This window comes from Streptomyces sp. NPDC029151, assembly GCF_055564315.1.
Map to the genome: position 1 here is coordinate 490,420 of NZ_JBVHWQ010000004.1, position 22,637 is coordinate 513,056.

Sequence of the window (22,637 nt, forward strand, 5' to 3'; positions counted from 1 at the left end):
TCGTTTACGTCATCGACGCGTCGCCTGAAGGACTCAGACGAGCTCGGTGACCGTACCGCCGGCGGCGGTGATCTTCTCCTTGGCGGAGCCGGAGACGGCGTCGACCGTCACCTGCAGCGCCACGGAGATCTCGCCCTGGCCGAGGACCTTGACGAGGCTGTTCTTGCGAACGGCACCCTTGGCCACCAGACCCTCGACCGTGACCTCGCCACCCTCGGGGTAGAGCGCGGCCAGCTTGTCGAGGTTCACGACCTGGAACTCGGTCTTGAACGGGTTCTTGAAGCCCTTCAGCTTCGGGAGGCGCATGTGGAGCGGCATCTGGCCGCCCTCGAAGCGCTCCGGAACCTGGTAGCGGGCCTTGGTGCCCTTGGTACCACGACCGGCCGTCTTACCCTTCGACGCCTCACCACGACCGACACGGGTCTTGGCGGTCTTGGCGCCCGGGGCGGGACGGAGGTTGTGGATCTTGAGCGGGTTCTGCTCCGCCATGATCAGTCGACCTCCTCGACCGTCACGAGGTGGCGGACGGTGTGCACCATGCCGCGGAACTCGGGGCGGTCCTCCTTGACGACCTGCGTGTTGATGCCCTTGAGACCAAGGGAGCGCAGGGTGTCGCGGTGGTTCTGCTTGCTGCCGATGTAGGACTTGACCTGCGTGATCTTGAGCTGCGCCATGATTACGCACCCGCCCCGGCACGCGCACGCAGCAGAGCCGCGGGAGCGACGTCCTCGAGCGGCAGACCACGGCGGGCCGCGATCTCCTCGGGACGCTGCAGGCCCTTCAGGGCCTCCACGGTCGCGTGCACGATGTTGATCGCGTTGTCGGAGCCGAGCGACTTCGACAGCACGTCGTGGATACCGGCGCACTCGAGCACGGCACGCACCGGACCACCGGCGATAACACCGGTACCCGGGGACGCGGGCTTGAGCAGCACGACGCCGGCGGCCTTCTCACCCTGGATGGGGTGAGGGATGGTGCCCTGGATCCGGGGGACCTTGAAGAAGTGCTTCTTGGCCTCCTCAACACCCTTGGCGATGGCGGCCGGCACCTCCTTGGCCTTGCCGTAACCGACACCCACGGTGCCGTCACCGTCGCCCACCACGACCAGCGCGGTGAAGCTGAAGCGACGACCACCCTTCACAACCTTGGCGACGCGGTTGATCGCGACGACGCGCTCAACGTACGCGGTCTTCTCGGCGGCAGCAGCGCCGCCGTCACGGCCCTTCCGGTCCCGCCGCTCGCCGCCACCGGCACCGCTTCCGCGGCGCTGGGGTCCAGCCATTGGATTACCTCTCTCTTTCCGCTAGCTACAAGCGGCTCAGAACTTGAGCCCGGCTTCGCGGGCGGCGTCCGCCAGGGCGGCGATGCGCCCGGCGTACTGGTTGCCACCACGGTCGAACACGACGGCCTCGACACCGGCGGCCTTGGCACGCTCGGCGACCAGGGCGCCGACCTGCTTGGCCTGCGCGGACTTGTCGCCCTCGCCACCGCGGATCGAGCTGTCCAGAGTGGACGCCGAAGCCAGGGTGTGACCCTTCAGGTCGTCGATCACCTGCGCCACGATGTGGCGGTTGGAGCGGGTCACGACCAGACGGGGACGCTCCGCCGTACCGGAAAGGTTCTTGCGGATCCGGATGTGACGGCGCTTGATCGCGGCGCGCTTGTAGGCGTCGCCCTTGAGGATCTTCTGCCCGTATGCCATGGCTTACTTACCCGCCTTTCCGACCTTGCGGCGGATGACTTCGCCCTCGTACTTGACGCCCTTGGCCTTGTACGGGTCAGGCTTGCGCAGCTTGCGGATGTTGGCCGCAACCTCGCCGACCTTCTGCTTGTCGATGCCCTCGACCGAGAAACGGGTCGGGGTCTCCACCTTGAAGGTGATGCCCTCGGGGGCCTCGACCAGGATCGGGTGGCTGTAACCGAGAGCGAACTCCAGGTTGGAACCCTTGGCGGTCACTCGGTAACCGACACCGCTGATCTCGAGCTTCTTCACGTAACCCTGGGTCACGCCGGTGATCATGTTCGCCACCAGCGTGCGGGAGAGGCCGTGCAGGGCCTTGCTCTGACGCTCGTCGTTCGGGCGCAGCACCTGGAGGGTGCCGTCCTCGCCCTTAGCGATGTCGATCGGCGCGGCAACGGTGTGGGTCAGCGAGCCCTTGGGGCCCTTGACCGAAACCGTACGGCCGTCGATGGTGACGTCCACGCCGGCGGGAACCGCGATGGGGAGCTTGCCGATGCGCGACATAGCTGTTTCCTCCGTTCCCTTCTGCTACCAGACGTAGGCGAGGACTTCCCCACCCACGCCCTTCTTGCCGGCCTGCTTGTCGGTGAGGAGCCCGTGCGACGTGGAGATGATCGCCACGCCCAGGCCGCCGAGCACCTTCGGCAGGTTGGTGGACTTCGCGTAGACCCGGAGACCGGGCTTGGAGATCCGCTTGATGCCCGCGATGGAGCGCTCACGGTTGGGGCCGAACTTCAGCTCCAGGACGAGGTTCTTGCCGACCTCGGCGTCCTCGACCTTCCAGCCCGTGATGAAGCCCTCCTGCTGGAGGATCTCCGCGATGTGCGACTTGATCTTGGAGTGCGGCATCGACACCGAGTCGTGGTACGCCGAGTTCGCGTTCCGCAGACGCGTCAACATGTCTGCGATCGGATCAGTCATGGTCATGAATTGGCCTGTGGCCTTTCTCGCCGGGGTTTCCTATATGCGCCATCCCTCTCCCCGTACTTGTTCAGACGGGACGGGTGCGGTGCGGGGACCTACGGCGTAGTAAGTCGTACGGGCGGCAGAGGCCCAACCCTCCTAGCCTAAGCCATGGGGGGAGGGGCCCCTGCCGTCCGGGTTGCTTACCGAGAGGTCCAGGAATCCCTAAAAGTCGGGATTACCAGGAGCTCTTGGTCACGCCCGGCAGCTCGCCACGGTGAGCCATCTCACGAAGGCACACGCGGCAGAGACCGAACTTGCGGTACACGGAGTGGGGACGACCGCAGCGCTGGCAGCGGGTGTAGCCACGCACACCGAACTTGGGCTTGCGAGCAGCCTTCGCGATGAGAGCCTTCTTCGCCATCTCGCTCACGCCTCCTTGAACGGGAAGCCGAGGTGACGGAGAAGGGCGCGGCCCTCTTCGTCGTTGGTCGCCGTGGTCACCACGGTGATGTCCATACCCCGGACACGGTCGATCTTGTCCTGGTCGATCTCGTGGAACATGACCTGCTCCGTGAGACCGAAGGTGTAGTTGCCACGGCCGTCGAACTGCTTGGGGGACAGGCCGCGGAAGTCGCGGATGCGCGGGAGCGCGAGCGACAGGGTGCGGTCCAGGAACTCCCACATGCGGTCGCCACGGAGCGTGACGTGGGCACCGATCGGCTGGCCCTCACGCAGCTTGAACTGCGCGATGGACTTGCGGGCCTTGGTGACGGCCGGCTTCTGACCGGTGATGGTGGTCAGGTCGCGGATCGCGCCCTCGATCAGCTTCGAGTCACGGGCGGCGTCGCCGACACCCATGTTGACCACGATCTTGACGAGGCCGGGAACCTGCATGACGTTCTCGTACTTGAACTCGTCACGCAGCTTGCCCGCGATCTCCTCGCGGTACTTCGTCTTCAGACGCGGAGTGGTGGTGGTAGCCATCAGATGTCCTCACCCGTCCGCTTGGCAACGCGGATCTTGTTGCCCTCATCGTCGAAGCGGTAACCGACGCGCGTGACGACCTTCTGGCCGTCCTTCTCCACGACCAGCTGGACGTTGGACACGTGGATCGGGGCCTCGGTGGTCACGATGCCGCCGGCCTGCGAACCGCTGGCGGTCGGACCGGCCTTGGTGTGCTTCTTGACCCGGTTGACACCCTCGACCAGGACACGCTCCTCGCGCGGGTAAGCGGCAATGACCTTGCCCTGCTTGCCCTTGTCCTTGCCGGTGATGACCTGGACCAGGTCGCCCTTCTTGATCTTCATGCTTACAGCACCTCCGGCGCGAGCGAGATGATCTTCATGAACTTCTTCTCGCGCAGCTCACGGCCGACCGGGCCGAAGATGCGGGTGCCGCGAGGGTCGCCGTCGTTCTTCAGAATGACGGCGGCGTTCTCGTCGAAGCGGATGTACGAGCCGTCCGGACGGCGGCGCTCCTTGACGGTGCGAACGATGACCGCCTTGACGACGTCACCCTTCTTCACGTTGCCACCGGGGATCGCGTCCTTGACGGTGGCGACGATGACGTCACCGATGCCCGCGTAGCGGCGACCGGAGCCACCGAGCACACGGATGCAAAGGATCTCCTTCGCACCAGTGTTGTCGGCGACACGCAGTCGCGACTCCTGCTGGATCACGTCTATCTCCTGAATGTCTGCCGGTTCCCCGGGGGCCGCTCAGCGAGCGGTCCCCCGGAGCCTGGCGGAACTGTCCTGCGAGGGGCGCCCCGCAGGAGAATTACTTGGCCTTCTCGAGGATCTCGACGACGCGCCAGCGCTTCGTCGCGGACAGCGGCCGGGTCTCCATGAGGAGGACGCGGTCGCCGACGCCCGCAGCGTTCTGCTCGTCGTGGGCCTTGAGCTTGTTCGTACGGCGGATGACCTTGCCGTACAGCGCGTGCTTGACACGGTCCTCGACGGCGACGACGACGGTCTTGTCCATCTTGTCGCTGACGACCAGACCCTCACGGGTCTTGCGGAATCCGCGTGCCTCGGTGTTCTCAGTCACGTTGCTCTCGCTCATCAGGCGCTCTCCACCGTCTCGATGCCCAGCTCGCGCTCACGCATCAGGGTGTAGATCCGCGCGATGTCCTTACGGACGGCCTTCAGCCGACCGTGGTTCTCGAGCTGACCCGTCGCCGCCTGGAAGCGGAGGTTGAACAGCTCTTCCTTGGCCTCGCGGAGCTTCGCCAGAAGCTCCTCGTTGCCCAGCTCGCGCAGCTCGGACGCCTTGGTACCGGCCGACATCACGCTTCACCTGCCTCGCGCTTGACGATCCGGCACTTCATCGGCAGCTTGTGGGCCGCACGAGTCAGCGCCTCACGGGCGATCTTCTCGTTGGGGTACGACAGCTCGAACATCACGCGTCCGGGCTTGACGTTCGCAATCCACCACTCCGGGGAACCCTTACCGGAACCCATGCGGGTCTCGGCGGGCTTCTTGGTGAGGGGACGGTCCGGGTAGATGTTGATCCAGACCTTGCCGCCACGCTTGATGTGACGGGTCATCGCGATACGAGCCGCCTCGATCTGGCGGTTCGTGACGTAGGCCGGGGTCAGCGCCTGGATGCCGTACTCGCCGAACGCAACCTGCGTTCCACCCTTGGACATACCGTTGCGCTTCGGGTGGTGCTGCTTGCGGTGCTTGACCCTACGGGGGATCAGCATTTCGGTCAGGCCTCCGTTCCGGTGCTCTCAGCCGGAGCGGCAGCCGCGGGGGCCTCGGCCTTGGGGGCCTCGGCGCCGGCAGCCTGCTGCGGCTTGCGACCGCGCCGCTCGCCACCGCGGCCACCACGGGCCGGGCGGTCGTTGCCACCGCGAGCCGGGCGGTTGCCCGCACGGGCGGCGGCGTTCTCGGCGCGGACCTCGGCGATGTTCTTGACGTCGCCCTTGTAGATCCAGACCTTCACACCGATGCGGCCGAAGGTCGTCTTGGCCTCGAAGAAGCCGTAGTCCACGTTCGCGCGGAGCGTGTGCAGGGGCACGCGGCCCTCGCGGTAGAACTCCGAGCGGGACATCTCGGCGCCGCCGAGGCGGCCACCGCACTGGATCTTGATGCCCTTGGCGCCGGCCTTCATGGCGGACTGCATGCTCTTGCGCATGGCCCGACGGAAGGAGACGCGGGAGGACAGCTGCTCGGCGACGGCCTGGGCCACCAGCTGAGCGTCCGTCTCCGGGTTCTTGACCTCAAGGATGTTCAGCTGGACCTGCTTGCCGGTCAGCTTCTCCAGGTCACCGCGGATGCGGTCGGCCTCGGCGCCACGGCGGCCGATGACGATGCCCGGGCGAGCGGTGTGGATGTCCACACGCACGCGGTCACGGGTGCGCTCGATCTCGACCTTGGAGATGCCGGCGCGCTCCATGCCGGACGTCATCATCCGACGGATGGCGACGTCTTCCTTGACGTAGTCCTTGTACAGCTTGTCGGCGTACCAACGCGACTTGAAGTCGGTCGTGACACCGAGCCGGAACCCGTGCGGGTTTACCTTCTGGCCCATTACCGGGTTCCTTCCTTGCTGCTGACGACCACGGTGATGTGGCTGGTCCGCTTGCGGATCCGGTAGGCACGGCCCTGGGCGCGCGGACGGAACCGCTTCAGGGTCGGGCCCTCGTCGACGTAGGCCTCGGAAATGAAGAGGCTGTCGACATCGGTGTGGTCGTAGTTGTGCGCGGCGTTGGCAATGGCGCTGTCCAGCACCTTGCCCACCGGCACCGAGGCGGCCTGCGGAGCGAATCGCAGGACGGCCTGGGCCTCCGTGGCGTCCATGCCACGGATGAGGTCCACCACGCGGCGGGCCTTCATGGGCGTGACGCGGATGTACCGCGCCTGGGCCCTGGCTTCCATGGTTGTCCCTTCAGTTACTTACGTGTCTGAATGCGATCCGCTACTAGCGGCGCTTCGACTTCCGGTCTTCCTTGACGTGACCCCGGAAGGTGCGCGTCGGCGAGAACTCGCCGAGCTTGTGGCCGACCATCGACTCGGTGACGAACACCGGGATGTGGGTCTTGCCGTTGTGCACCGCGATCGTGTGGCCGAGCATGGCCGGGACGATCATCGAGCGACGGGACCAGGTCTTGATGACGTTCTTGGTGCCGGCTTCGTTCTGCGTGTCCACCTTCTTCATCAGGTGGTCGTCGACGAAGGGCCCCTTCTTCAAGCTACGAGGCATCTCAACCCGTCCTTAGCGCTTCTTGTTCGTCTTGCGGCGGCGGACGATGTACTTGTTCGACGCCTTCTTGGGCGAACGAGTACGGCCTTCCTTCTTGCCCCACGGGGACACAGGGTGGCGACCACCGGAGGTCCGGCCCTCACCACCACCGTGCGGGTGGTCAACCGGGTTCATGACCACACCACGGACGGTCGGGCGAACGCCCAGCCACCGCTTGCGGCCCGCCTTGCCCCAGTTGATGTTGCTCTGCTCGGCGTTGCCGACCTCGCCGACGGTGGCGCGGCAGCGCACGTCGACCAGGCGGATCTCACCGGACGGCATGCGCAGGTGGGCGTAGGCGCCCTCCTTCGCGAGCAGCTGCACGGAGGCACCGGCGGAGCGGGCGAACTTGGCACCGCCACCGGGACGGAGCTCGATCGCGTGGATCGTGGTACCGACCGGGATGTTGCGGAGGGCCAGGTTGTTGCCCGGCTTGATGTCGGCCCCGGGACCGTTCTCCACGGTGTCGCCCTGCTGCAGGTTGCGCGGGGCGAGGATGTAGCGCTTCTCGCCGTCGGCGTAGTGCAGCAGCGCGATGCGCGCGGTGCGGTTGGGGTCGTACTCGATGTGCGCGACCTTCGCCGGCACGCCGTCCTTGTCGTGACGACGGAAGTCGATCACACGGTAGGCGCGCTTGTGTCCGCCACCCTGGTGGCGAACGGTCACACGACCGGCGTTGTTACGGCCGCCCTTGCTGTGCAGGGGACGGACCAGCGACTTCTCCGGCGTGGACCGCGTGACCTCGACGAAGTCGGCAACGCTGGCGCCACGACGGCCCGGCGTAGTCGGCTTGTACTTGCGGATTCCCATTTCTCAGTCCTCGTCCGATATCGGACGATCCGACCCGCTTACGCGGTCGGACCGCCGAAGATGTCGATACGGTCGCCCTCGGCGAGGGTCACGATCGCGCGCTTGGTCGCCGCGCGCTGGCCGAAGCCGGTGCGGGTCCGCTTGCGCTTGCCCTGGCGGTTGATCGTGTTGACCCCGGTGACCTTGACGTCGAAGACCGCCTGGACGGCCTGCTTGATCTGGGTCTTGTTGGCGTTCGGGTCGACGATGAACGTGTACTTGTTCTCGTCGAGGAGCGCGTAGCTCTTCTCGGAGACGACCGGCTTCAGCAGGACGTCACGGGGGTCCGTGTACGACTTGCTCAGCGGGGTCTCGACGGTGTTCTTGCCCTCGGCGGCGTGACGACGCGCCTTGGCGACGCGCGCGGCCTTGGCGGCCTTGGCGGCCTTCGAGGCGATAGCGGGGTGACGGATGGCCATCAGACCTCGCTCCCTTCAGTGTCGTTGGCCTTCGGGCCGGCGACGAAGGACTCGAAAGCGGCCTGGGTGAAGACCACGTCGTCCGAGACGAGAACGTCGTACGTGTTCAGCTGGCCCGGCTCCAGGATGTGGACCTGGGGCAGGTTGCGGGCGGACAGCCACGCGGCCTCGTCGGCGCGGTCGACGACCAGGAGCAGGTTCTTGCGCTCCGAGATCTTGCCGAACAGCGACTTGGCGGCCTTGGTGCTGGGGGTCTCGCCCTCGACCACGCCGGAGACGACGTGGATGCGGTTGTGACGCGCCCGGTCGGTGAGGGCACCGCGCAGGGCGGCGGCCTTCATCTTCTTCGGGGTGCGCTGCGAGTAGTCACGCGGCACGGGACCGTGCACGACGCCACCACCGGCGAACTGCGGCGCGCGGGTCGAACCCTGACGGGCGCGACCGGTGCCCTTCTGGCGGTACGGCTTCTTGCCACCACCACGGACTTCGCCACGGGTCTTGGTCTTGTGCGTGCCCTGACGGGCAGCGGCCAGCTGCGCGACGACGACCTGGTGGATCAGCGGAACGCTGACCTTGGCGTCGAAGATCTCCGCGGGGAGCTCGACGGAACCGGCCTTCTCGCCAGCCGGCGAAAGGATGTCAACAGTGCTCATCGGTTACCTCAGGCCCCCTTGGCCGCGGTGCGGACCAGGACGAGGCCGCCGTTCGGACCGGGAACCGCGCCCTTGATGAGCAGCAGACCCTTCTCCGCGTCAACGGCGTGGACGGTCAGGTTCTGGGTGGTGACCCGCTCGTTGCCCATGCGACCCGCCATGCGGAGGCCCTTGAACACGCGGCCCGGGGTGGCGCAGCCACCGATGGAACCGGGCGAGCGGTGCTTGCGCTGGGTGCCGTGTCCGGCGCCGAGGCCACGGAAGTTGTGGCGCTTCATGACACCGGCGAAGCCCTTGCCCTTGCTCTTGCCGGTGACGTCGACCTTGACGCCGGCCTCGAACACCGCAGCGGTGATCTCCTGGCCGAGGGTGTACTCGCTGGCGTCAGCGGTACGGATCTCGACGAGGTGGCGGCGCGGGGTGACGTCGGCCTTGGCGAAGTGGCCCTTGAGGGGCTTGTTCACCTTGCGCGGGTCGATCTCGCCGAAGGCGATCTGGACCGACTCGTAGCCGTCGACGTCGTTCGTGCGGACCTGGGTCACGACGTTGGGGCCGGCCTTGACGACGGTGACCGGAACAACACGGTTGTTCTCGTCCCACACCTGCGTCATGCCGAGCTTCTCGCCCAGGATGCCCTTGATCTGCTTAGCCATTCTCAGATCACCAGCCCTCAGAGCTTGATCTCGATGTCGACACCGGCCGGGAGGTCGAGTCGCATCAGAGAGTCAACGGTCTTGGGCGTCGGGTCGAGGATGTCGATCAGGCGCTTGTGCGTGCGCATCTCGAAGTGCTCGCGCGAGTCCTTGTACTTGTGCGGCGACTTGATGACGCAGTACACGTTCTTCTCAGTGGGCAGCGGCACCGGGCCCGCGACCGACGCACCAGTGCGGGTCACCGTCTCGACGATCTTCTTCGCCGAGGAGTCGATGACCTCGTGGTCGTAGGCCTTGAGCCGGATGCGGATCTTCTGTCCCGCCATGGCTACTCAGTAGTCCTGTCTCTTCTTACGCTCTGGAACCCGGCGGATTCCCTCTGCTGCCTTCGTTCCTCCGACCCACGCGGTCGGGCGTGTCGCGCTCCCGCTGACATGAATGTCCCTTGTTCGAACATCCCTGCGGGAATGCACACGGCCCTTCCGGAACCGCGGCCGGGGACCTCAGGCCCACCGGGTGCCTGGCCGGTGCCGCGCTCACACTTCCCGGAAGATTCCCGTACGTCCGTCCCAGTGCTGCCCGAAGGCAGTTAGGACGACGAGTACTGTGGGACTCGCTTCCGGTCCTCCCGGCGGGAGGCGCGCAGCATCAACACTCGACCGAGCAACTCGGACAGTCTGCCATATGGGGCAGGTCATCCGCCAATCGAGCCGAAGAGATTACCCCGGAAGTGATGTAGGTCAAACCGGTGGAGCGCCGGGCGGGCCGAGCGGGGGCCGGTCCCCTGCGGAGGGCAGTGGCGTCACCGGGCGCGGATCAGTACTCCGTGTTCAGGTCCGTGCCCTCGGGCGCTCGCCGGCAGCCGGACACGACGTTGACGAGGATCTTGGGCTCCTTCTCGCGGCCGGCCGTCGGGCTGGACACCCAGAGTTCCGCGTTCACCGAGAAGGGCTCGGACCGCGAGTCCGCCGTCATCTCGAGCGTCCGGTCCTCGCTCTTGTTCGGTCCGTACCGGACGATCTTCCAGCCCTTCCCCGGAAGACCTTCCCTGAGACGCCGGAAACCGGCCTTCAGCTCGTCCTCCGAGACGCCGTAGACGGACCAGGCGTGCACGGTCCGGTAGAGATGACCAGGGTCTTCGTCGCAGGTGGCGACACCGGGACCCGGCTGGGTGACCTTCCCCTTCCGGATGTCGATCAGTTCGTGGATCCGGCCGGACACCGCTTTCGCCTTGTCCCTGGCCTCGCCGACATCCAGGGTGGATTCATCCTGATCCATCGCGCTCGAACACCCCGTTCCCGCGAGGAGGGCGAGGCCACAGGCGACGGCGACGCCCACCCGGTGAAGCCTCGGACGATCACCGAGGCGGCGGGGCGATTGCGCTGTGAGCACTGGTGTCCACGTCCATCCCGAGAGCGCCGTACGACTGCTGCGGCGAGCGTAGCGACGTCGTCCGGGAGGCACCTGAGTACAGCTACTCAGCCCTTGCGCGGGGCCGAGGAGAGCCGGCGACCGGCGAGACCTGGACAAGCGGGGACGCCGGCTCGATCATCGGCCGGTGAGTGAGGACGAGATCGTCGAACGGGTCCGGGACTTCGCGCGGACGCACCGCCTGCCTCCCCCCGCGCCCGCGGAGGCCGTCGCCGAGCTGGAGACCATCGTCGGGTGGCCCATGCCCGCGTTGCTGCGGCGCCTGTACCTCGAAGTCGCCGACGGCGGGTTCGGACCCGGCTTCCACGTCCTGTCCCTCACCGACACCGGTCGGTGGTTCAGCGACGAGGAGTCGCTCCTCCAGCTCGCTCGCGACTTCGGATCGGCCGAGCCGGAACCCACGCAGCCCCCGCGTCACACAGTGCCCCTGATGACGCTGGGCTGCGCCGTCTGGTGGTTCGTCGACTTCAGCACGGCCGAAGGCCGCATGTGGGGCTGGGAACCGAACGCACGCTGCGAGCGCCACTGCTTCTTCCCGGAGCGGTTCACCCTGGCGCAGTGGCTGAGCGACTGGCTGGACGGCAACCGCTCCTTCCCCGAGCCGCCGCCCCTGACGGACTGCCCCGACTGCTGCTGATTCCGGCTCGCTGCCCTTCAGCCCCGCCGGGCCAGACCGACGAACGCCGCCCAGGCGGCCGGGGTGGCGGTGAGACGGGGACCTTGGGGGCGCTTGGAGTCGCGGATGTGGATGGTGGTGGGGGTGGGGGCGACTTCGAGGCAGTCGTTGCCGTTGCTGCTGTCGCTGTAGCTGCTCTTGAACCAGGCAAGGGCCACTTCAAGGCAGTCGCCGGGTTCACTGCTGCTGCTGTAACTGCTCTTGAACCAGTGGAGTTCGGCAGTGCTCATAGTCTCCCCAGCGCTTGCTCGATGAAGGCCTGTGACTCCCTCGGCGTGAGAGCCTGCGCCCGGATCATTCCATAGCGTAGTTCGAGGATCCGAAGGTCTTTGGGGCTGGAGACCGGGCGACCGTTGAACGCGCCATCGGAGCGTCCGATCGCCGTGCCGTCGGCGAATTTCAGCACCTCGACCAGGCCCGACGCCCCGGCGTTCTCCTCTCGCCCGGTCGGCATGACCTGAAGCGTCACGTTCCGCAACTGTGCTACCTCCATGAGGAGTTCCAGCTGTCGGCGCAGCACCATCTTCCCACCGTAGGGACGTTCGAGCGTCACCTGTTCCTGGACGAAGCTGAGCGTCGGCGCAGGCTCGCGCTCGAAGACGGCCTTACGAGCCATGCGTGCCGCAGTTTCCCGCTCTACGACGTCTTCACTTAGCGCCGGCTGCCTCATTTCGAACAGCGCCCGAGCGTACTCTGGCGTCTGCAGCAGGCCATGGATGTTGTGGGTGCCGTAGAGCAACATCTCCACCGCCCGCCCCTCCATCTCCGCCAGCTCCCGCACCTTCTTCGGATAGCGGGCCTTCTTCATGTCCTCCGTGAAGGCCCTCAGGTGGCCCTGGGCCTTCAGGAACGTGTCCGCCCTGTCCAGCAGCTCCGGGCGGGGGATCCGGGCCCCGCGTTCGATCTTGCGGATCATGTCCTCGCCGTAGCCCATGGCCTCGCCCAGCTCCGGCACCGAGACCCCGGCCGCCTCCCGGCAGACCTTGAGCAGGCGCCCCACCGCCTGGACCACCGGCTCAATCTCGTCGCCGGGCTCGACGTCCCAGCCGGCCTCGTCCACTCCCTCACCCATCGCTCCTCCTCCGGCGCGCACTCGTACCCCTACAACGCCCAAGACAGGTGGGACAGCCGGGACAAACCCGGGACAGTCACCGTACGTGCAGGCGTAGTGACCCCTTCACGGAAGCAGACTCCGCCACGCTCAGTGACATGAATCAAGAAACGGGCGCCCCTGAGAACCGACTCGACGGCCGCATCCCGCACTTCCGCGTCCGCCTGTCCCCCACGCCACGCGGTGCCCGCCTGGCCCGGCTGCTCACGGAGCAGCAGTTGCGCACATGGGGGTTGCCGTCGGAGACGCCGACCCAGATCGTCGCCGAACTCGCCGCCAACGCCGTCACCCACGGCCGTGTCCCCGGCCGTGACTTCCAGCTGCTGCTCTACGTCGTCGGCGGCACGCTCCGCATCGAGGTCACCGATACGCGCGGTGACCGGCTGCCCCGGCTCGCCACCCCGGCCGAGGACGGCGAATCAGGCCGCGGGCTCGTGCTCGTCGCGGCCCTGGCCGACCGCTGGGGCGTCACCGAGGGACGGCATCCGCGCAAGACCGTCTGGGCGGAGGTCGCTCTCCCGGCACCGGAACCCGGCGCCCCCCGCTCCGGTGGCACGGGCGGCTCCTCCCCAAGGAACACCAGGGTGAAAGAACCCCGCCAAGCCCCACCCCTCCCGCCCGCGGCGCAGACTCACCCCAGAGGGTGAACATCGGCAACTCGGCTGGATTTGGGGCGGGTTGTCTGCCTTACGCTCGGCGCGACACCACCGCAGACATGCGACGGCCCTCGCCGGGACTAGCGATCCCATGCGAGGGCCTGACCACCGAGGAAGGCTCCAACTTCCTGATGGATAACGAGAACCCTAGCGCGCCCCCCTGCGCCCAGTCCCGCGTTACCGCCGACAACCACCCGAACCGGGGTCACGGCGGCGGGCTCATCCACGACCACACCCGCCACACCAGCCGGTTCACGGTGATCGGCAACCACCTCGCCCAGCACCCCGACCTCTCGCTGCTCGCCATCGGCCTGGCCTGCCACATCCAGTCGCTGCCGCCCGGCGCCCGCGTCGACATCAAGACCCTCGCCGCCCGCTTCCCCGAGGGCGCGACCCGTATCGCCGCCGCCCTGCGCGAGCTGGAGGCCCACGGCTACCTGCGCCGCGAGCGTGCCCGGGTCCCCGGCGGCCGCATCGTCACCCGCACCATCTCCTGCAACCAGCCCGGCGGGCGGCGTGCGGCGTCCGAGGCCCCGCGAAGCCGCCGCGCGGCCACCTCGGCGCAGCAGAAGCCCGCACGCCGCGCCGCCCTCCCCGCCGTGCCGAAACCGGTGTACCCCTCCCCCGCACTGCTGCGCGCGGCCACCGACATCCTGGCCGGCCTGCGCCGCACGGACCCCCGCCTGCTGCTGTCCGCCACCGACGCCGCGCACCTCGCCCCCGGTGTCGCGGCCTGGCTGGAGCGGGACCTCACCCCCACCGCCGTACGCCACGCCCTGACCACGGGTCTGCCGGAGGAACCCCTGATCCGCCCGGCCGCCCTCCTGGCCCACCGCCTGACGGCCGGGCTTCCGCCCCTGCCCCCGTACCGCGCACCCGAGCCACCCCCGGCCGCCCGGCACCCCCTGCAGACCTGCGACGGCTGCGAGCGTGCTTTCCGGGCGCCGGCCCCCGGTCGCTGCCGCGACTGCCGAGCCGATCGATCTCCTGGAGGAGGCCTAGCATGAAGGCGACGATCCTTGCCCCCGGGCACAGACGACGAGGAGCGAGCGCCATGACCATCGCCCCGGACAACGCGCGGCAGGGCACCTCTCACCTGTACCGGGCCATGCGCGATTTCGTGGAGTCCACGGACGGCACCCTCCCCGGCAAGTTCGAGATCACCAAAGAAGGAATCGTCCTCGACATGATGTCGCCTGTGCGGCCGCACGAGCTCACCGCGCTCCGTCTCCGGAAACGACTGGAGAAGGTCATGCCCGAGGAGATCGTGGCCCACACGGGCGAGCCCGACGTCGAGATGGAGCCGGAAGGCATCATGCGCCGCCCCGACATCATGGTGATCGCCGAGGCGGACATGGAAGGAAAGGGGGCTTTCGACCCGCGTACGCTGATCGCCGCCGTGGAGATCGTCTCCCGCTCCAACCCGGACAACGACTGGGTCACCAAGATGCGCGACTACCCCCTGATGGGCATCCCGGTCTACGCGGTCTTCGACCCCCGCACCGGCACCGGCGCCGTCCTCACCGACATCCACCCCACCCCCGACGGCCCCCGCTACGCCACCCGTAAGGACTTCGTCTACGGGGAGGACGTGACCATCGCCGACTGGACGATCGCGACGGACGGTCTGCCGCTCTACGAGTGACCCTCCCCCACCCGCATGCTCTCCAGCGGCCCCAGGTACAGCTCCGGCAGCCCGCCCGTGTCGATCAGCAGCCGCTGCACCACCACCGTCGGGTCCACCATCCAGAACCTCAGCCGGTGGACGCCCGGCCCCGTCACGGGGTGCGTGGTGGCCGTCGCGTTGACGTTGTCCGAGGTGTGGCGGGCCCAGACCGTGTTCAGGGCGCCGTCGTCCGCGCCCGCGGTGATGTCCACCGTGCGGATCGGGCCGTCGTCCAGCGAGACGCCGTAGCGCAGGCCCCGCACGCCCGGGACCGCCGGGTTGCGGGGCGAGAGGTGGGCCCACACGGTCACCTCGGTGGCGGCGGACAGCAGCGTCACCTCGTACTCCAAGTGGGGTGAGCCGCCGCCCGGGGTCCGGCTCGGGGACGTCACCGGCCAGGGGGTCATGCCCGCTCCGGTCCGTCCGATGCCGTCGATGCGGCGCCACCCGCCGACGGCGCGGTCGTAGTGATCGGCGTCGACCGCCACGTAGCCGCCGGCCTCCACGAAGCCCCGCACCCGCACGCCCGTGGGGCGTTCCGCCACGCAGCGCACCGGCACCGACGCGCCCGCGCCGTGCACCGTCAGCGTCGCCTCCGCCCGCCCTTCCGGTGCCCGGGACCAGTCCACCTCCACCTCCAGGCGGACCTGCTGCTCCACCCGGCCCCGAGGGCGGTCCACCCGCAGCCACGGCGCCGAGACGGACACCTCGTAGGGGAAGGGCGTGCGGCCCCGGTTGAAGATCTCCACGTACTGCCGGGGGCGAGTCTGGTACGGGCTGAACGGCGGCAGGGACGCGGCCGAGGAAGCGCCTCCGGGCCACCACCGACCGGCGTCCTCGGCCCCGTCCACGGACACGCCCAGTTCCGCCCCGGCGGGCACCTCGATGCGCCTGACCGCGGGGAACAGCACGTCCGGGAGGGCCACGTCGTCCTTCTCCGGCTGCTGCCAGGGCGCGTTCGGACCGTAGCGCTCCACGTCGCCGTAGTCGATGTGCGGCTGGGTCTGGAAGCCCCGCCACTTGCCGTTCGCCACGCGCGAGCCGAAGCGGTCGGCCAGGGCGAGGTCCCGGTCGAGGGCCGCTTCCGCCTGTGCCGCACGGTCGTTCGTCGCGGCCCGGCCCTGCGCCGCGTACAGCAGGTTGGTGAACTCGGCCGCCCGCAGCGCGTACAGGTTCGCGGTCGCCGTGACCGCGTAGCCGGCCAGCTCGAACCACGCGTCCCGCAGCTCCCCGGGCAGCCTCCGCTCGACGCGTTCGGCGCGGCGGCCCAGCTCGCGCCACTCCTCGGTGACCCGCTCCAGCTCCCGGTGCGCGAAGTAGTACGGCGTCTGCTGGTCGTCGTACACGACCCGGTCGCCCGAGAGGGTGATCCGGCGGTTGAGCAGCTCGGGTTTGCGGCGGCCCTGGAGCCGGCCGTACTCCGCCAGCAGCGAGGCGATCTCCTTGGCCTGGGCCGCGCCGAAGTTCTGGCGGGCGTAGCGCTCCTCCCACGCGGTGAGGCGGTCGAGCGGCAGGCGGGACGGGTTCCAGGCGTACGTCAGGAAGAACTCGGTGGGCAGTTCGTTGCCCTTCAGGTCGCCGACGTTGGCCACCCACAGGCCGTGGTTGCCGTGGGCGTACGCCTGGTGGAGCTGGTCCCAGACGTTCCTGAGGTTGGCGGTGTCGACCCACTTGTAGTTGCGGCCGGCGCCGACGTAGTCGAAGTGGTAGTAGAGGCCGTAGCCGCCGGGCCGCGGACCGTCCGGGTGCTTGCGGATGTTGCCCCAGTTGTCGTCCGTGAGGACCACGGTGACGTCGTCGGGGGCGCGCAGCCCGCGGTCCCAGTAGCGCTGGACCTCCTTGTAGAGCGTCCAGACCTGGGGCGTCTCGGCCGCCGGCCGGCCGGTCACCTCCTCGATGATGCGGCGCTGGTCGGCGATGATCTGCTGCATCAGCTCGATGCCGTCGCCGTCGGGCAGGCTCGTGTCGCCGTTGCCGCGCATGCCGAGCGTGACGACGCCCTCGAATCCCTGGTCGACCATGCGCTGGATGCCGGCACGCCAGTACGCGCGGATCGCCTCCGCGTTGCGGCGGTACGACCATTCGCCCGTGCCCCCGTAGGGGTCGGTCCCGGAGCCGGCGTGCCGGTTCCACTCCTCGATGCCCCGCATCATCGGCGCCTCGTGGGACGTGCCCATGACGATGCCGTACTCGGCGGCCCGCCGGTGGTTCTCCGGGTCGTCCTCCGCGAACGCCCGGCCCCACACCGCCGGCCACAGGTAGTTGCCCTTCAGGCGCAGCAGCACCTCGAAGACCCTCGCGTAGAAGTCCGCGGTGAAGCCTCCGGGGTGGCCCGGCGCCTTCCCCGGGCCGAAGTACGCCGGCGCCCAGGTGCCGAGCGCGGGATTCTCGTCGTTGACGAAGACGCCCCGGTACTTCACCGCGGGGCTCCCCTGGGTGAAGCGGCCGGGCTTCACCCACACGTGGTCGCGCCGCGCCGGGGGCACGTCGTCCCACCAGTGCCACGGGGAGACGCCGATGCCGTAGGAGACGTCGTACGCGCCGAAGATCGTGCCCCGCGGGTCGCTGCCCGCGATCACGAACGCCCGCTCCACCCCGGGCAGCGGGTGGTCCACGACCGTCTGCAGCGAGGTCTCCCACCTGCCCCGCACGCCCGTCACGTCGAGCTTCCCGGACCGGATCAGCCCGTCGATCAGAGGGCTGCGGCCGATCGTGCCGAGCAGCACCGGGAAGCGGCCGATACCCGTGCCCGGCCGGACGCCGGTCACCCGTTCGAGGTCGTCCCGGAGGTCCCCCGCGACCCGTACGACTCCGGGATGATCCTCCGGGCTCACCACCACCGGCGCGCCCACGAGCGAGAACGCCCCGCCCGTGAAGGAGACGTACGCCCCCGGGTCCGTCACCGTCGGGCCGCCCGCCGCCGCGGTCACCGCCTGGCCGCCCGCCGCCTCACCGGCCCGGGCCGTCCCCGAGGCCGGCACGGGCACGGCCCCGAGCCCGGCCCCCAGCACCGTCCTGCGCGCCACAGACATACGTCCCCTCCCGCACCCCGGGTCACTCCTATTTGCTCAGAGCCATGACAAATAGTGGAGGGCGCGGACAGCGGGGGGAACCGGTCGGGGCCGCCGAATAGTTTCGAAGGACCGGAAGACCGGAGGACCGGAGGACCGGAGAAACGGAAAAGGCCCGTACGACCTCAGTCGTACGGGCCTTCCCCTAGGTCAGGTGACCTTCAAGCAAGCGGAACTTACTTGACGATCTTGGTGACCTGGCCGGCGCCCACGGTGCGGCCACCCTCACGGATGGCGAACTTCAGGCCCTCTTCCATGGCGACGGGCTGGATGAGCTCCACCTTCATCTCGGTGTTGTCACCCGGCATGACCATCTCGGTGCCCTCGGGGAGGGTCACCACGCCGGTCACGTCCGTCGTGCGGAAGTAGAACTGCGGACGGTAGTTGTTGAAGAACGGCGTGTGGCGGCCACCCTCGTCCTTGGACAGGATGTAGGCCTGCGCCTCGAACTCGGTGTGCGGGGTGACCGAGCCCGGCTTGATGATGACCTGGCCGCGCTCGACGTCCTCGCGCTTGATGCCACGGAGGAGCAGACCGACGTTCTCACCGGCCTGGCCCTCGTCGAGCAGCTTGCGGAACATCTCGATGCCGGTGACCGTGGTGGTGGTCTTCTCGGTCTTGATGCCGATGATGTCGACGGTCTCGTTGACCTTGAGGACACCACGCTCGATACGGCCGGTGACGACCGTACCGCGACCGGTGATGGTGAAGACGTCCTCGATCGGCATGAGGAACGGCTTGTCGACGTCGCGCTCCGGCTGCGGGATCGACTCGTCGACGGCCTTCATCAGGTTGAGGACGGAGTCCACCCACTCCTGCTCGCCCTCGAGGGCCTTGAGCGCGGAGACCTTGACGACCGGAACGTCGTCGCCGGGGAACTCGTACTCGGAGAGGAGCTCACGGACCTCGAGCTCGACGAGCTCCAGGATCTCCTCGTCGTCCACCATGTCGGCCTTGTTCAGGGCGACGACGATGTACGGAACGCCGACCTGGCGGGCCAGGAGCACGTGCTCCTTGGTCTGCGGCATCGGGCCGTCGGTGGCGGCGACCACGAGGATGGCGCCGTCCATCTGCGCCGCACCCGTGATCATGTTCTTGATGTAGTCCGCGTGACCCGGGCAGTCGACGTGGGCGTAGTGACGCGCCTCGGTCTGGTACTCGACGTGCGCGATGGAGATGGTGATACCGCGCTGACGCTCCTCGGGCGCCTTGTCGATGTTGTCGAACGGGGTGGCCTCGTTCAGGTCCGGGTACGCGTCGTGCAGCACCTTGGTAATGGCGGCCGTGAGGGTCGTCTTACCGTGGTCGATGTGACCGATGGTGCCGATGTTGACGTGCGGCTTAGTCCGCTCGAACTTCGCCTTCGCCACTGGGGTCCTCCTGTGGAGTGGTTCTGTACGCCTTACTTCATCGGCGCCAGGTGATCTTTGCTGTAAAGGCCCGGAACCCGGGGCAAACGCTCACTATTGCGGACGTTTGCCCCTGGAGGCTCCGGAGTCAAGCCTACGGCGTGTGAACGCGGTGCGTTACTCGCCCTTGGCCTTCGCGATGATCTCCTCGGCGACGTTCCGCGGAACCTCGGCGTAGGAGTCGAACTGCATCGAGTAGCTTGCGCGACCCGACGTCTTGCTGCGGAGGTCGCCGACGTAGCCGAACATCTCCGACAGGGGCACGAGGCCCTTCACGACGCGGGCACCAGCCCGCTCCTCCATGGCCTGGATCTGGCCACGGCGGGAGTTGATGTCGCCGATGACCTCGCCCATGTAGTCCTCGGGCGTGGTGACCTCGACGGCCATCATCGGCTCAAGGAGCACAGGGCTGGCCTTGCGCGCGGCCTCCTTGAAGGCCTGCGAACCAGCGATCTTGAAGGCGAGCTCGGAGGAGTCGACCTCGTGGTAGGCACCGTCGTGGAGGATGACACGGACACCGGTCATCTCGTAGCCGGCGAGGATGCCGAACTGCATGGCCTCCTGCGCACCGGCGTCCACCGAAGGGATGTACTCCTTCGGGATACGACCACCGGTCACCTTGTTCACGAACTCGTACGAGGTGTCGCCACCCTCGAGCGGCTCGATGCCGATCTGCACCTTCGCGAACTGACCGGTACCACCGGTCTGCTTCTTGTGGGTGTAGTCGACGCGCTCGACGGCCTTGCGGATCGTCTCGCGGTACGCCACCTGCGGCTTGCCGACGTTGGCCTCGACCTTGAACTCACGGCGCATACGGTCGACCAGCACCTCGAGGTGCAGCTCGCCCATACCACCGATGATGGTCTGGCCGGTCTCCTCGTCCGAGTGGACCTGGAAGGACGGGTCCTCCTCGGCCAGGCGCTGGATCGCGACGCCGAGCTTCTCCTGGTCGCCCTTCGACTTGGGCTCGATGGCGACCTGGATGACCGGCGCCGGGAAGTCCATGGACTCCAGGATGACCGGGTTCTTGTCGTCGGACAGCGTCTCACCGGTGGTGGTCTGCTTCAGGCCCATGACGGCGACGATGTCGCCGGCGCCCACCGACTCGATCTCCTCACGCTTGTTGGCGTGCATGCGGTAGATCTTGCCGATGCGCTCCTTCTTGCCCTTGACGGAGTTCAGCACCGAGGTGCCGGACTCCAGGCGGCCCGAGTAGACCCGGACGAAGGTGAGCTTGCCGAGGTGCGGGTCGCTCATGATCTTGAACGCCAGCGCCGACAGCGGCTCGTCGTCGGACGGCTTGCGCTTGACGACGACCTCGGGGTCCTTGACGTCGTGGCCCTCGATGGCCTCGATGTCGACGGGGGACGGCAGGTAGCGCACGACCGCGTCGAGCAGGGGCTGGACGCCCTTGTTCTTGAACGCGGTACCGCAGAACACCGGGGTCACGGTGGTGCCGGTGCCCTTGCCGGACGCGATGGTGATACGACGGATCGCGGCGTAGAGCTGGTCCACGGAGGGCTCCTCGCCCTCCAGGTACAGCTCCATGATCTCTTCGTCGTTCTCGGCCACGGCCTCGAGCAGCTTGCCGCGGTACTCCTCGGCAGCCTCGGTGTGCGTGTCCGGGATGTCGACGACGTCGTACATCTCGCCCTTGGTGGCCTCGGCGGACCAGACCAGGGCCTTCATCGTCACGAGGTCGATGACGCCCTTGAAGTCGGCCTCGGCACCGATCGGGAGCTGCATGACGATCGGCTGCGCACCCAGGCGGTCGCTGATCATGTCGACGCAACGGTGGAACTCGGCACCGGTCCGGTCGAGCTTGTTGACGAAGCAGATACGCGGAACGCCGTAGCGGTCCGCCTGACGCCACACCGTCTCGGACTGGGGCTCCACGCCGGCGACACCGTCGAACACCGTCACGGCACCGTCGAGCACGCGCAGGGAGCGCTCCACCTCGACGGTGAAGTCGACGTGACCCGGGGTGTCGATGATGTTGATGGTGTGGTCGACGTTCTCCAGCGGCCAGTGACAGGTGGTGGCAGCAGAGGTGATCGTGATGCCACGCTCCTGCTCCTGCTCCATCCAGTCCATGGTGGCAGCGCCGTCGTGGACCTCACCGATCTTGTAGGACACACCGGTGTAGAACAGGATCCGCTCGGTGGTGGTCGTCTTGCCCGCGTCGATGTGGGCCATGATGCCGATGTTGCGCACCTTGGCCAGGTCAAGTGAAGTGGTAGCCATAAGGCTTCAGTCTTCTCTCGGTCTCGATGTGGGTAGCGACTACCAGCGGTAGTGCGCGAAGGCCTTGTTGGACTCGGCCATCTTGTGGGTGTCCTCGCGCTTCTTCACGGCCGCACCGAGGCCGTTCGAGGCGTCGAGAAGCTCGTTGAGGAGACGCTCGGTCATGGTCTTCTCGCGACGGGCGCGGGAGTAACCGACCAGCCAGCGCAGCGCCAGGGTGTTGGCGCGGCCGGGCTTGACCTCGACCGGCACCTGGTAGGTGGCGCCACCGACACGGCGGGACTTGACCTCGAGGGTCGGCTTGATGTTCTCAAGAGCGCGCTTGAGCGTGATGACCGGGTCGTTGCCGGTCTTCTCGCGCAGGCCCTCCATGGCGCCGTAGACGATGCGCTCGGCGGTGGAGCGCTTGCCGTTCAGCAGCACCTTGTTGATCAGGGAGGTCACCAGAGGAGAACCGTAGACCGGGTCGATGATGACCGGGCGCTTCGGGGCGGGGCCCTTACGAGGCATTCTTACTTCTCCTTCTTGGCGCCGTAACGGCTGCGAGCCTGCTTGCGGTTCTTGACACCCTGGGTGTCGAGCGAACCGCGGATGATCTTGTAGCGAACACCCGGCAGGTCCTTCACACGGCCGCCGCGCACGAGCACGATGGAGTGCTCCTGCAGGTTGTGTCCCTCACCCGGAATGTAAGCAGTGACCTCGATGCCGCTGGTCAGACGCACACGCGCGACCTTGCGGAGGGCCGAGTTCGGCTTCTTCGGGGTGGTCGTGAACACACGCGTGCAGACGCCACGACGCTGAGGGGAACCCTCGAGTGCGGGCGTCTTGTTCTTCTCGACCTTGTCCTGCCGGCCCTTACGGACCAGCTGCTGGATCGTAGGCACTACTTCTCCGGTTTCTGTGTG

33 protein-coding genes are annotated in these 22,637 nt (G+C 67.8%); 4 read left to right on the forward strand and 29 right to left on the reverse strand.

The genetic code is table 11. From position 1 onward, the window contains the following. Window positions 1-33 precede the first annotated feature (33 nt). From rplO to ACZ4VF_RS18805, 22 genes are all read right to left on the reverse strand, one after another. Window positions 34-489, reverse strand: a complete 456-nt coding sequence (gene rplO, locus ACZ4VF_RS18700) for a 50S ribosomal protein L15 (RefSeq protein WP_023547373.1) — start codon at window positions 487-489, stop codon at window positions 34-36. A gap of 2 nt (window positions 490-491) precedes the next feature. Further along, the gene (rpmD, locus tag ACZ4VF_RS18705) at window positions 492-674 is read right to left on the reverse strand and encodes a 50S ribosomal protein L30 (protein ID WP_003974250.1); all 183 of its coding nucleotides are present in this window, start codon (window positions 672-674) and stop codon (window positions 492-494) included. A 2-nt stretch (window positions 675-676) separates the two neighbouring features. Next, window positions 677-1,282: a 30S ribosomal protein S5 gene (gene rpsE / locus ACZ4VF_RS18710; protein WP_019753099.1), complete on the reverse strand. Its 606-nt coding sequence runs from the start codon at window positions 1,280-1,282 to the stop codon at window positions 677-679. A gap of 36 nt (window positions 1,283-1,318) precedes the next feature. Next, a complete protein-coding gene (rplR, locus tag ACZ4VF_RS18715; RefSeq protein WP_030745253.1) occupies window positions 1,319-1,702 on the reverse strand; it encodes a 50S ribosomal protein L18 in 384 nt (127 codons plus the stop codon). Window positions 1,703-1,705: 3 nt separating this feature from the next. Then, entirely contained in the window at window positions 1,706-2,245 is a 540-nt protein-coding gene (gene rplF / locus ACZ4VF_RS18720; RefSeq protein ID WP_467927106.1) for a 50S ribosomal protein L6, read from the reverse strand. 24 nt (window positions 2,246-2,269) lie between these two features. Then, a complete protein-coding gene (gene rpsH, locus ACZ4VF_RS18725; RefSeq protein ID WP_014674378.1) occupies window positions 2,270-2,668 on the reverse strand; it encodes a 30S ribosomal protein S8 in 399 nt (132 codons plus the stop codon). A 214-nt stretch (window positions 2,669-2,882) separates the two neighbouring features. After that, window positions 2,883-3,068 (reverse strand): type Z 30S ribosomal protein S14, encoded by a 186-nt coding sequence (locus tag ACZ4VF_RS18730; protein WP_003948630.1) that lies wholly within the window; start codon window positions 3,066-3,068, stop codon window positions 2,883-2,885. A 5-nt stretch (window positions 3,069-3,073) separates the two neighbouring features. Next, a complete protein-coding gene (gene rplE, locus ACZ4VF_RS18735) occupies window positions 3,074-3,631 on the reverse strand; it encodes a 50S ribosomal protein L5 (RefSeq protein WP_014674377.1) in 558 nt (185 codons plus the stop codon). After that, entirely contained in the window at window positions 3,631-3,954 is a 324-nt protein-coding gene (rplX, locus tag ACZ4VF_RS18740; RefSeq protein WP_086726220.1) for a 50S ribosomal protein L24, read from the reverse strand. Before rplX ends, rplE begins: the two co-directional genes overlap by 1 nt. 2 nt (window positions 3,955-3,956) lie before the next feature. Beyond that, window positions 3,957-4,325: a 50S ribosomal protein L14 gene (gene rplN / locus ACZ4VF_RS18745; RefSeq protein WP_003998823.1), complete on the reverse strand. Its 369-nt coding sequence runs from the start codon at window positions 4,323-4,325 to the stop codon at window positions 3,957-3,959. A 100-nt stretch (window positions 4,326-4,425) separates the two neighbouring features. Then, complete coding sequence (gene rpsQ, locus ACZ4VF_RS18750) at window positions 4,426-4,710, reverse strand: 30S ribosomal protein S17 (protein WP_014674375.1); 285 nt, start codon at window positions 4,708-4,710, stop codon at window positions 4,426-4,428. Continuing rightward, a complete protein-coding gene (gene rpmC / locus ACZ4VF_RS18755; protein WP_003974259.1) occupies window positions 4,710-4,934 on the reverse strand; it encodes a 50S ribosomal protein L29 in 225 nt (74 codons plus the stop codon). Before rpmC ends, rpsQ begins: the two co-directional genes overlap by 1 nt. After that, window positions 4,934-5,353 (reverse strand): 50S ribosomal protein L16, encoded by a 420-nt coding sequence (gene rplP, locus ACZ4VF_RS18760; RefSeq protein WP_009190136.1) that lies wholly within the window; start codon window positions 5,351-5,353, stop codon window positions 4,934-4,936. The genes rpmC and rplP overlap by 1 nt, the downstream gene beginning before the upstream one ends. A gap of 5 nt (window positions 5,354-5,358) precedes the next feature. Next, window positions 5,359-6,183: a 30S ribosomal protein S3 gene (gene rpsC, locus ACZ4VF_RS18765; protein WP_467927108.1), complete on the reverse strand. Its 825-nt coding sequence runs from the start codon at window positions 6,181-6,183 to the stop codon at window positions 5,359-5,361. Further along, window positions 6,183-6,530 (reverse strand): 50S ribosomal protein L22, encoded by a 348-nt coding sequence (rplV, locus tag ACZ4VF_RS18770; protein ID WP_006130776.1) that lies wholly within the window; start codon window positions 6,528-6,530, stop codon window positions 6,183-6,185. Before rplV ends, rpsC begins: the two co-directional genes overlap by 1 nt. A 43-nt stretch (window positions 6,531-6,573) precedes the next feature. Continuing rightward, complete coding sequence (rpsS, locus tag ACZ4VF_RS18775; protein ID WP_030641188.1) at window positions 6,574-6,855, reverse strand: 30S ribosomal protein S19; 282 nt, start codon at window positions 6,853-6,855, stop codon at window positions 6,574-6,576. A 12-nt stretch (window positions 6,856-6,867) separates the two neighbouring features. Continuing rightward, on the reverse strand, window positions 6,868-7,704 hold the full coding sequence (gene rplB, locus ACZ4VF_RS18780) for a 50S ribosomal protein L2 (protein WP_030601203.1): 837 nt from the start codon (window positions 7,702-7,704) through the stop codon (window positions 6,868-6,870). A 38-nt stretch (window positions 7,705-7,742) separates the two neighbouring features. After that, window positions 7,743-8,162: a 50S ribosomal protein L23 gene (gene rplW / locus ACZ4VF_RS18785; protein WP_189298177.1), complete on the reverse strand. Its 420-nt coding sequence runs from the start codon at window positions 8,160-8,162 to the stop codon at window positions 7,743-7,745. Next, window positions 8,162-8,815: a 50S ribosomal protein L4 gene (gene rplD, locus ACZ4VF_RS18790; protein ID WP_103812795.1), complete on the reverse strand. Its 654-nt coding sequence runs from the start codon at window positions 8,813-8,815 to the stop codon at window positions 8,162-8,164. Before rplD ends, rplW begins: the two co-directional genes overlap by 1 nt. An 8-nt stretch (window positions 8,816-8,823) precedes the next feature. Continuing rightward, the gene (gene rplC, locus ACZ4VF_RS18795) at window positions 8,824-9,468 is read right to left on the reverse strand and encodes a 50S ribosomal protein L3 (RefSeq protein ID WP_059252066.1); all 645 of its coding nucleotides are present in this window, start codon (window positions 9,466-9,468) and stop codon (window positions 8,824-8,826) included. Window positions 9,469-9,485: 17 nt separating this feature from the next. After that, window positions 9,486-9,794 (reverse strand): 30S ribosomal protein S10, encoded by a 309-nt coding sequence (rpsJ, locus tag ACZ4VF_RS18800; RefSeq protein ID WP_003948644.1) that lies wholly within the window; start codon window positions 9,792-9,794, stop codon window positions 9,486-9,488. 490 nt (window positions 9,795-10,284) lie between these two features. Continuing rightward, a complete protein-coding gene (locus tag ACZ4VF_RS18805; RefSeq protein ID WP_467927110.1) occupies window positions 10,285-10,746 on the reverse strand; it encodes a hypothetical protein in 462 nt (153 codons plus the stop codon). Window positions 10,747-11,026: 280 nt separating this feature from the next. Between ACZ4VF_RS18805 and ACZ4VF_RS18810 the strand changes: the two genes are divergently transcribed. Next, the gene (locus ACZ4VF_RS18810) at window positions 11,027-11,536 is read left to right on the forward strand and encodes a hypothetical protein (RefSeq protein WP_467927111.1); all 510 of its coding nucleotides are present in this window, start codon (window positions 11,027-11,029) and stop codon (window positions 11,534-11,536) included. 17 nt (window positions 11,537-11,553) lie between these two features. On the opposite strand, the gene ACZ4VF_RS18815 is transcribed toward ACZ4VF_RS18810, so the two are convergent. Further along, entirely contained in the window at window positions 11,554-11,805 is a 252-nt protein-coding gene (locus ACZ4VF_RS18815; RefSeq protein ID WP_467927113.1) for a DUF397 domain-containing protein, read from the reverse strand. Continuing rightward, entirely contained in the window at window positions 11,802-12,647 is an 846-nt protein-coding gene (locus tag ACZ4VF_RS18820; RefSeq protein WP_467927114.1) for a helix-turn-helix domain-containing protein, read from the reverse strand. Before ACZ4VF_RS18820 ends, ACZ4VF_RS18815 begins: the two co-directional genes overlap by 4 nt. Window positions 12,648-12,784: 137 nt before the next feature. Between ACZ4VF_RS18820 and ACZ4VF_RS18825 the strand changes: the two genes are divergently transcribed. The 3 genes from ACZ4VF_RS18825 (at window position 12,785) to ACZ4VF_RS18835 (ending at window position 14,987) form a co-directional block, all read left to right on the forward strand. Then, complete coding sequence (locus ACZ4VF_RS18825; RefSeq protein ID WP_467927116.1) at window positions 12,785-13,333, forward strand: ATP-binding protein; 549 nt, start codon at window positions 12,785-12,787, stop codon at window positions 13,331-13,333. 140 nt (window positions 13,334-13,473) lie between these two features. After that, window positions 13,474-14,349 carry a helix-turn-helix domain-containing protein gene (locus ACZ4VF_RS18830; protein ID WP_467927117.1) on the forward strand — a complete coding sequence of 292 codons (876 nt, stop codon included), beginning with the start codon at window positions 13,474-13,476 and terminating at the stop codon, window positions 14,347-14,349. Between the two features lie 47 nt (window positions 14,350-14,396). Continuing rightward, on the forward strand, window positions 14,397-14,987 hold the full coding sequence (locus ACZ4VF_RS18835; protein WP_467927118.1) for a Uma2 family endonuclease: 591 nt from the start codon (window positions 14,397-14,399) through the stop codon (window positions 14,985-14,987). Here the strand turns inward: ACZ4VF_RS18835 and ACZ4VF_RS18840 are convergent. From ACZ4VF_RS18840 to rpsL, 5 genes are all read right to left on the reverse strand, one after another. Continuing rightward, entirely contained in the window at window positions 14,978-18,040 is a 3,063-nt protein-coding gene (locus tag ACZ4VF_RS18840; RefSeq protein WP_467927119.1) for a glycosyl hydrolase 115 family protein, read from the reverse strand. The genes ACZ4VF_RS18835 and ACZ4VF_RS18840 overlap by 10 nt on opposite strands. A 215-nt stretch (window positions 18,041-18,255) precedes the next feature. Further along, window positions 18,256-19,449 carry an elongation factor Tu gene (gene tuf / locus ACZ4VF_RS18845; RefSeq protein ID WP_014674366.1) on the reverse strand — a complete coding sequence of 398 codons (1,194 nt, stop codon included), beginning with the start codon at window positions 19,447-19,449 and terminating at the stop codon, window positions 18,256-18,258. Between the two features lie 156 nt (window positions 19,450-19,605). Next, the gene (fusA, locus tag ACZ4VF_RS18850; protein ID WP_467927121.1) at window positions 19,606-21,732 is read right to left on the reverse strand and encodes an elongation factor G; all 2,127 of its coding nucleotides are present in this window, start codon (window positions 21,730-21,732) and stop codon (window positions 19,606-19,608) included. A gap of 39 nt (window positions 21,733-21,771) precedes the next feature. After that, on the reverse strand, window positions 21,772-22,242 hold the full coding sequence (gene rpsG, locus ACZ4VF_RS18855) for a 30S ribosomal protein S7 (RefSeq protein WP_003998848.1): 471 nt from the start codon (window positions 22,240-22,242) through the stop codon (window positions 21,772-21,774). A gap of 2 nt (window positions 22,243-22,244) precedes the next feature. Then, window positions 22,245-22,616: a 30S ribosomal protein S12 gene (rpsL, locus tag ACZ4VF_RS18860; RefSeq protein WP_003948652.1), complete on the reverse strand. Its 372-nt coding sequence runs from the start codon at window positions 22,614-22,616 to the stop codon at window positions 22,245-22,247. Window positions 22,617-22,637: the final 21 nt, after the last annotated feature.

Coding starts and splice junctions, on each gene's coding strand:
- fusA (WP_467927121.1), bottom strand. CDS start 21,732: ATGGCTACCACTTCACTTGACCTGGCCAAGGTGCGCAACATCGGCATC.
- ACZ4VF_RS18815 (WP_467927113.1), bottom strand. CDS start 11,805: ATGAGCACTGCCGAACTCCACTGGTTCAAGAGCAGTTACAGCAGCAGC.
- rplC (WP_059252066.1), bottom strand. CDS start 9,468: ATGGCTAAGCAGATCAAGGGCATCCTGGGCGAGAAGCTCGGCATGACG.
- rpsH (WP_014674378.1), bottom strand. CDS start 2,668: ATGACCATGACTGATCCGATCGCAGACATGTTGACGCGTCTGCGGAAC.
- rpsQ (WP_014674375.1), bottom strand. CDS start 4,710: ATGAGCGAGAGCAACGTGACTGAGAACACCGAGGCACGCGGATTCCGC.
- rpsG (WP_003998848.1), bottom strand. CDS start 22,242: ATGCCTCGTAAGGGCCCCGCCCCGAAGCGCCCGGTCATCATCGACCCG.
- ACZ4VF_RS18730 (WP_003948630.1), bottom strand. CDS start 3,068: ATGGCGAAGAAGGCTCTCATCGCGAAGGCTGCTCGCAAGCCCAAGTTC.
- rplV (WP_006130776.1), bottom strand. CDS start 6,530: ATGGAAGCCAGGGCCCAGGCGCGGTACATCCGCGTCACGCCCATGAAG.
- rpsC (WP_467927108.1), bottom strand. CDS start 6,183: ATGGGCCAGAAGGTAAACCCGCACGGGTTCCGGCTCGGTGTCACGACC.
- rplX (WP_086726220.1), bottom strand. CDS start 3,954: ATGAAGATCAAGAAGGGCGACCTGGTCCAGGTCATCACCGGCAAGGAC.
- ACZ4VF_RS18840 (WP_467927119.1), bottom strand. CDS start 18,040: ATGTCTGTGGCGCGCAGGACGGTGCTGGGGGCCGGGCTCGGGGCCGTG.
- rpmD (WP_003974250.1), bottom strand. CDS start 674: ATGGCGCAGCTCAAGATCACGCAGGTCAAGTCCTACATCGGCAGCAAG.
- rplR (WP_030745253.1), bottom strand. CDS start 1,702: ATGGCATACGGGCAGAAGATCCTCAAGGGCGACGCCTACAAGCGCGCC.
- ACZ4VF_RS18805 (WP_467927110.1), bottom strand. CDS start 10,746: ATGGATCAGGATGAATCCACCCTGGATGTCGGCGAGGCCAGGGACAAG.
- rpsJ (WP_003948644.1), bottom strand. CDS start 9,794: ATGGCGGGACAGAAGATCCGCATCCGGCTCAAGGCCTACGACCACGAG.
- ACZ4VF_RS18820 (WP_467927114.1), bottom strand. CDS start 12,647: ATGGGTGAGGGAGTGGACGAGGCCGGCTGGGACGTCGAGCCCGGCGAC.
- ACZ4VF_RS18825 (WP_467927116.1), top strand. CDS start 12,785: ATGAATCAAGAAACGGGCGCCCCTGAGAACCGACTCGACGGCCGCATC.
- rpsE (WP_019753099.1), bottom strand. CDS start 1,282: ATGGCTGGACCCCAGCGCCGCGGAAGCGGTGCCGGTGGCGGCGAGCGG.
- rplB (WP_030601203.1), bottom strand. CDS start 7,704: ATGGGAATCCGCAAGTACAAGCCGACTACGCCGGGCCGTCGTGGCGCC.
- ACZ4VF_RS18835 (WP_467927118.1), top strand. CDS start 14,397: ATGACCATCGCCCCGGACAACGCGCGGCAGGGCACCTCTCACCTGTAC.
- rpsS (WP_030641188.1), bottom strand. CDS start 6,855: ATGCCTCGTAGCTTGAAGAAGGGGCCCTTCGTCGACGACCACCTGATG.
- rplE (WP_014674377.1), bottom strand. CDS start 3,631: ATGGCTACCACCACCACTCCGCGTCTGAAGACGAAGTACCGCGAGGAG.
- ACZ4VF_RS18830 (WP_467927117.1), top strand. CDS start 13,474: ATGGATAACGAGAACCCTAGCGCGCCCCCCTGCGCCCAGTCCCGCGTT.
- rpmC (WP_003974259.1), bottom strand. CDS start 4,934: ATGTCGGCCGGTACCAAGGCGTCCGAGCTGCGCGAGCTGGGCAACGAG.
- rplO (WP_023547373.1), bottom strand. CDS start 489: ATGGCGGAGCAGAACCCGCTCAAGATCCACAACCTCCGTCCCGCCCCG.
- rplW (WP_189298177.1), bottom strand. CDS start 8,162: ATGGCCATCCGTCACCCCGCTATCGCCTCGAAGGCCGCCAAGGCCGCC.
- rplP (WP_009190136.1), bottom strand. CDS start 5,353: ATGCTGATCCCCCGTAGGGTCAAGCACCGCAAGCAGCACCACCCGAAG.
- rplF (WP_467927106.1), bottom strand. CDS start 2,245: ATGTCGCGCATCGGCAAGCTCCCCATCGCGGTTCCCGCCGGCGTGGAC.
- rplD (WP_103812795.1), bottom strand. CDS start 8,815: ATGAGCACTGTTGACATCCTTTCGCCGGCTGGCGAGAAGGCCGGTTCC.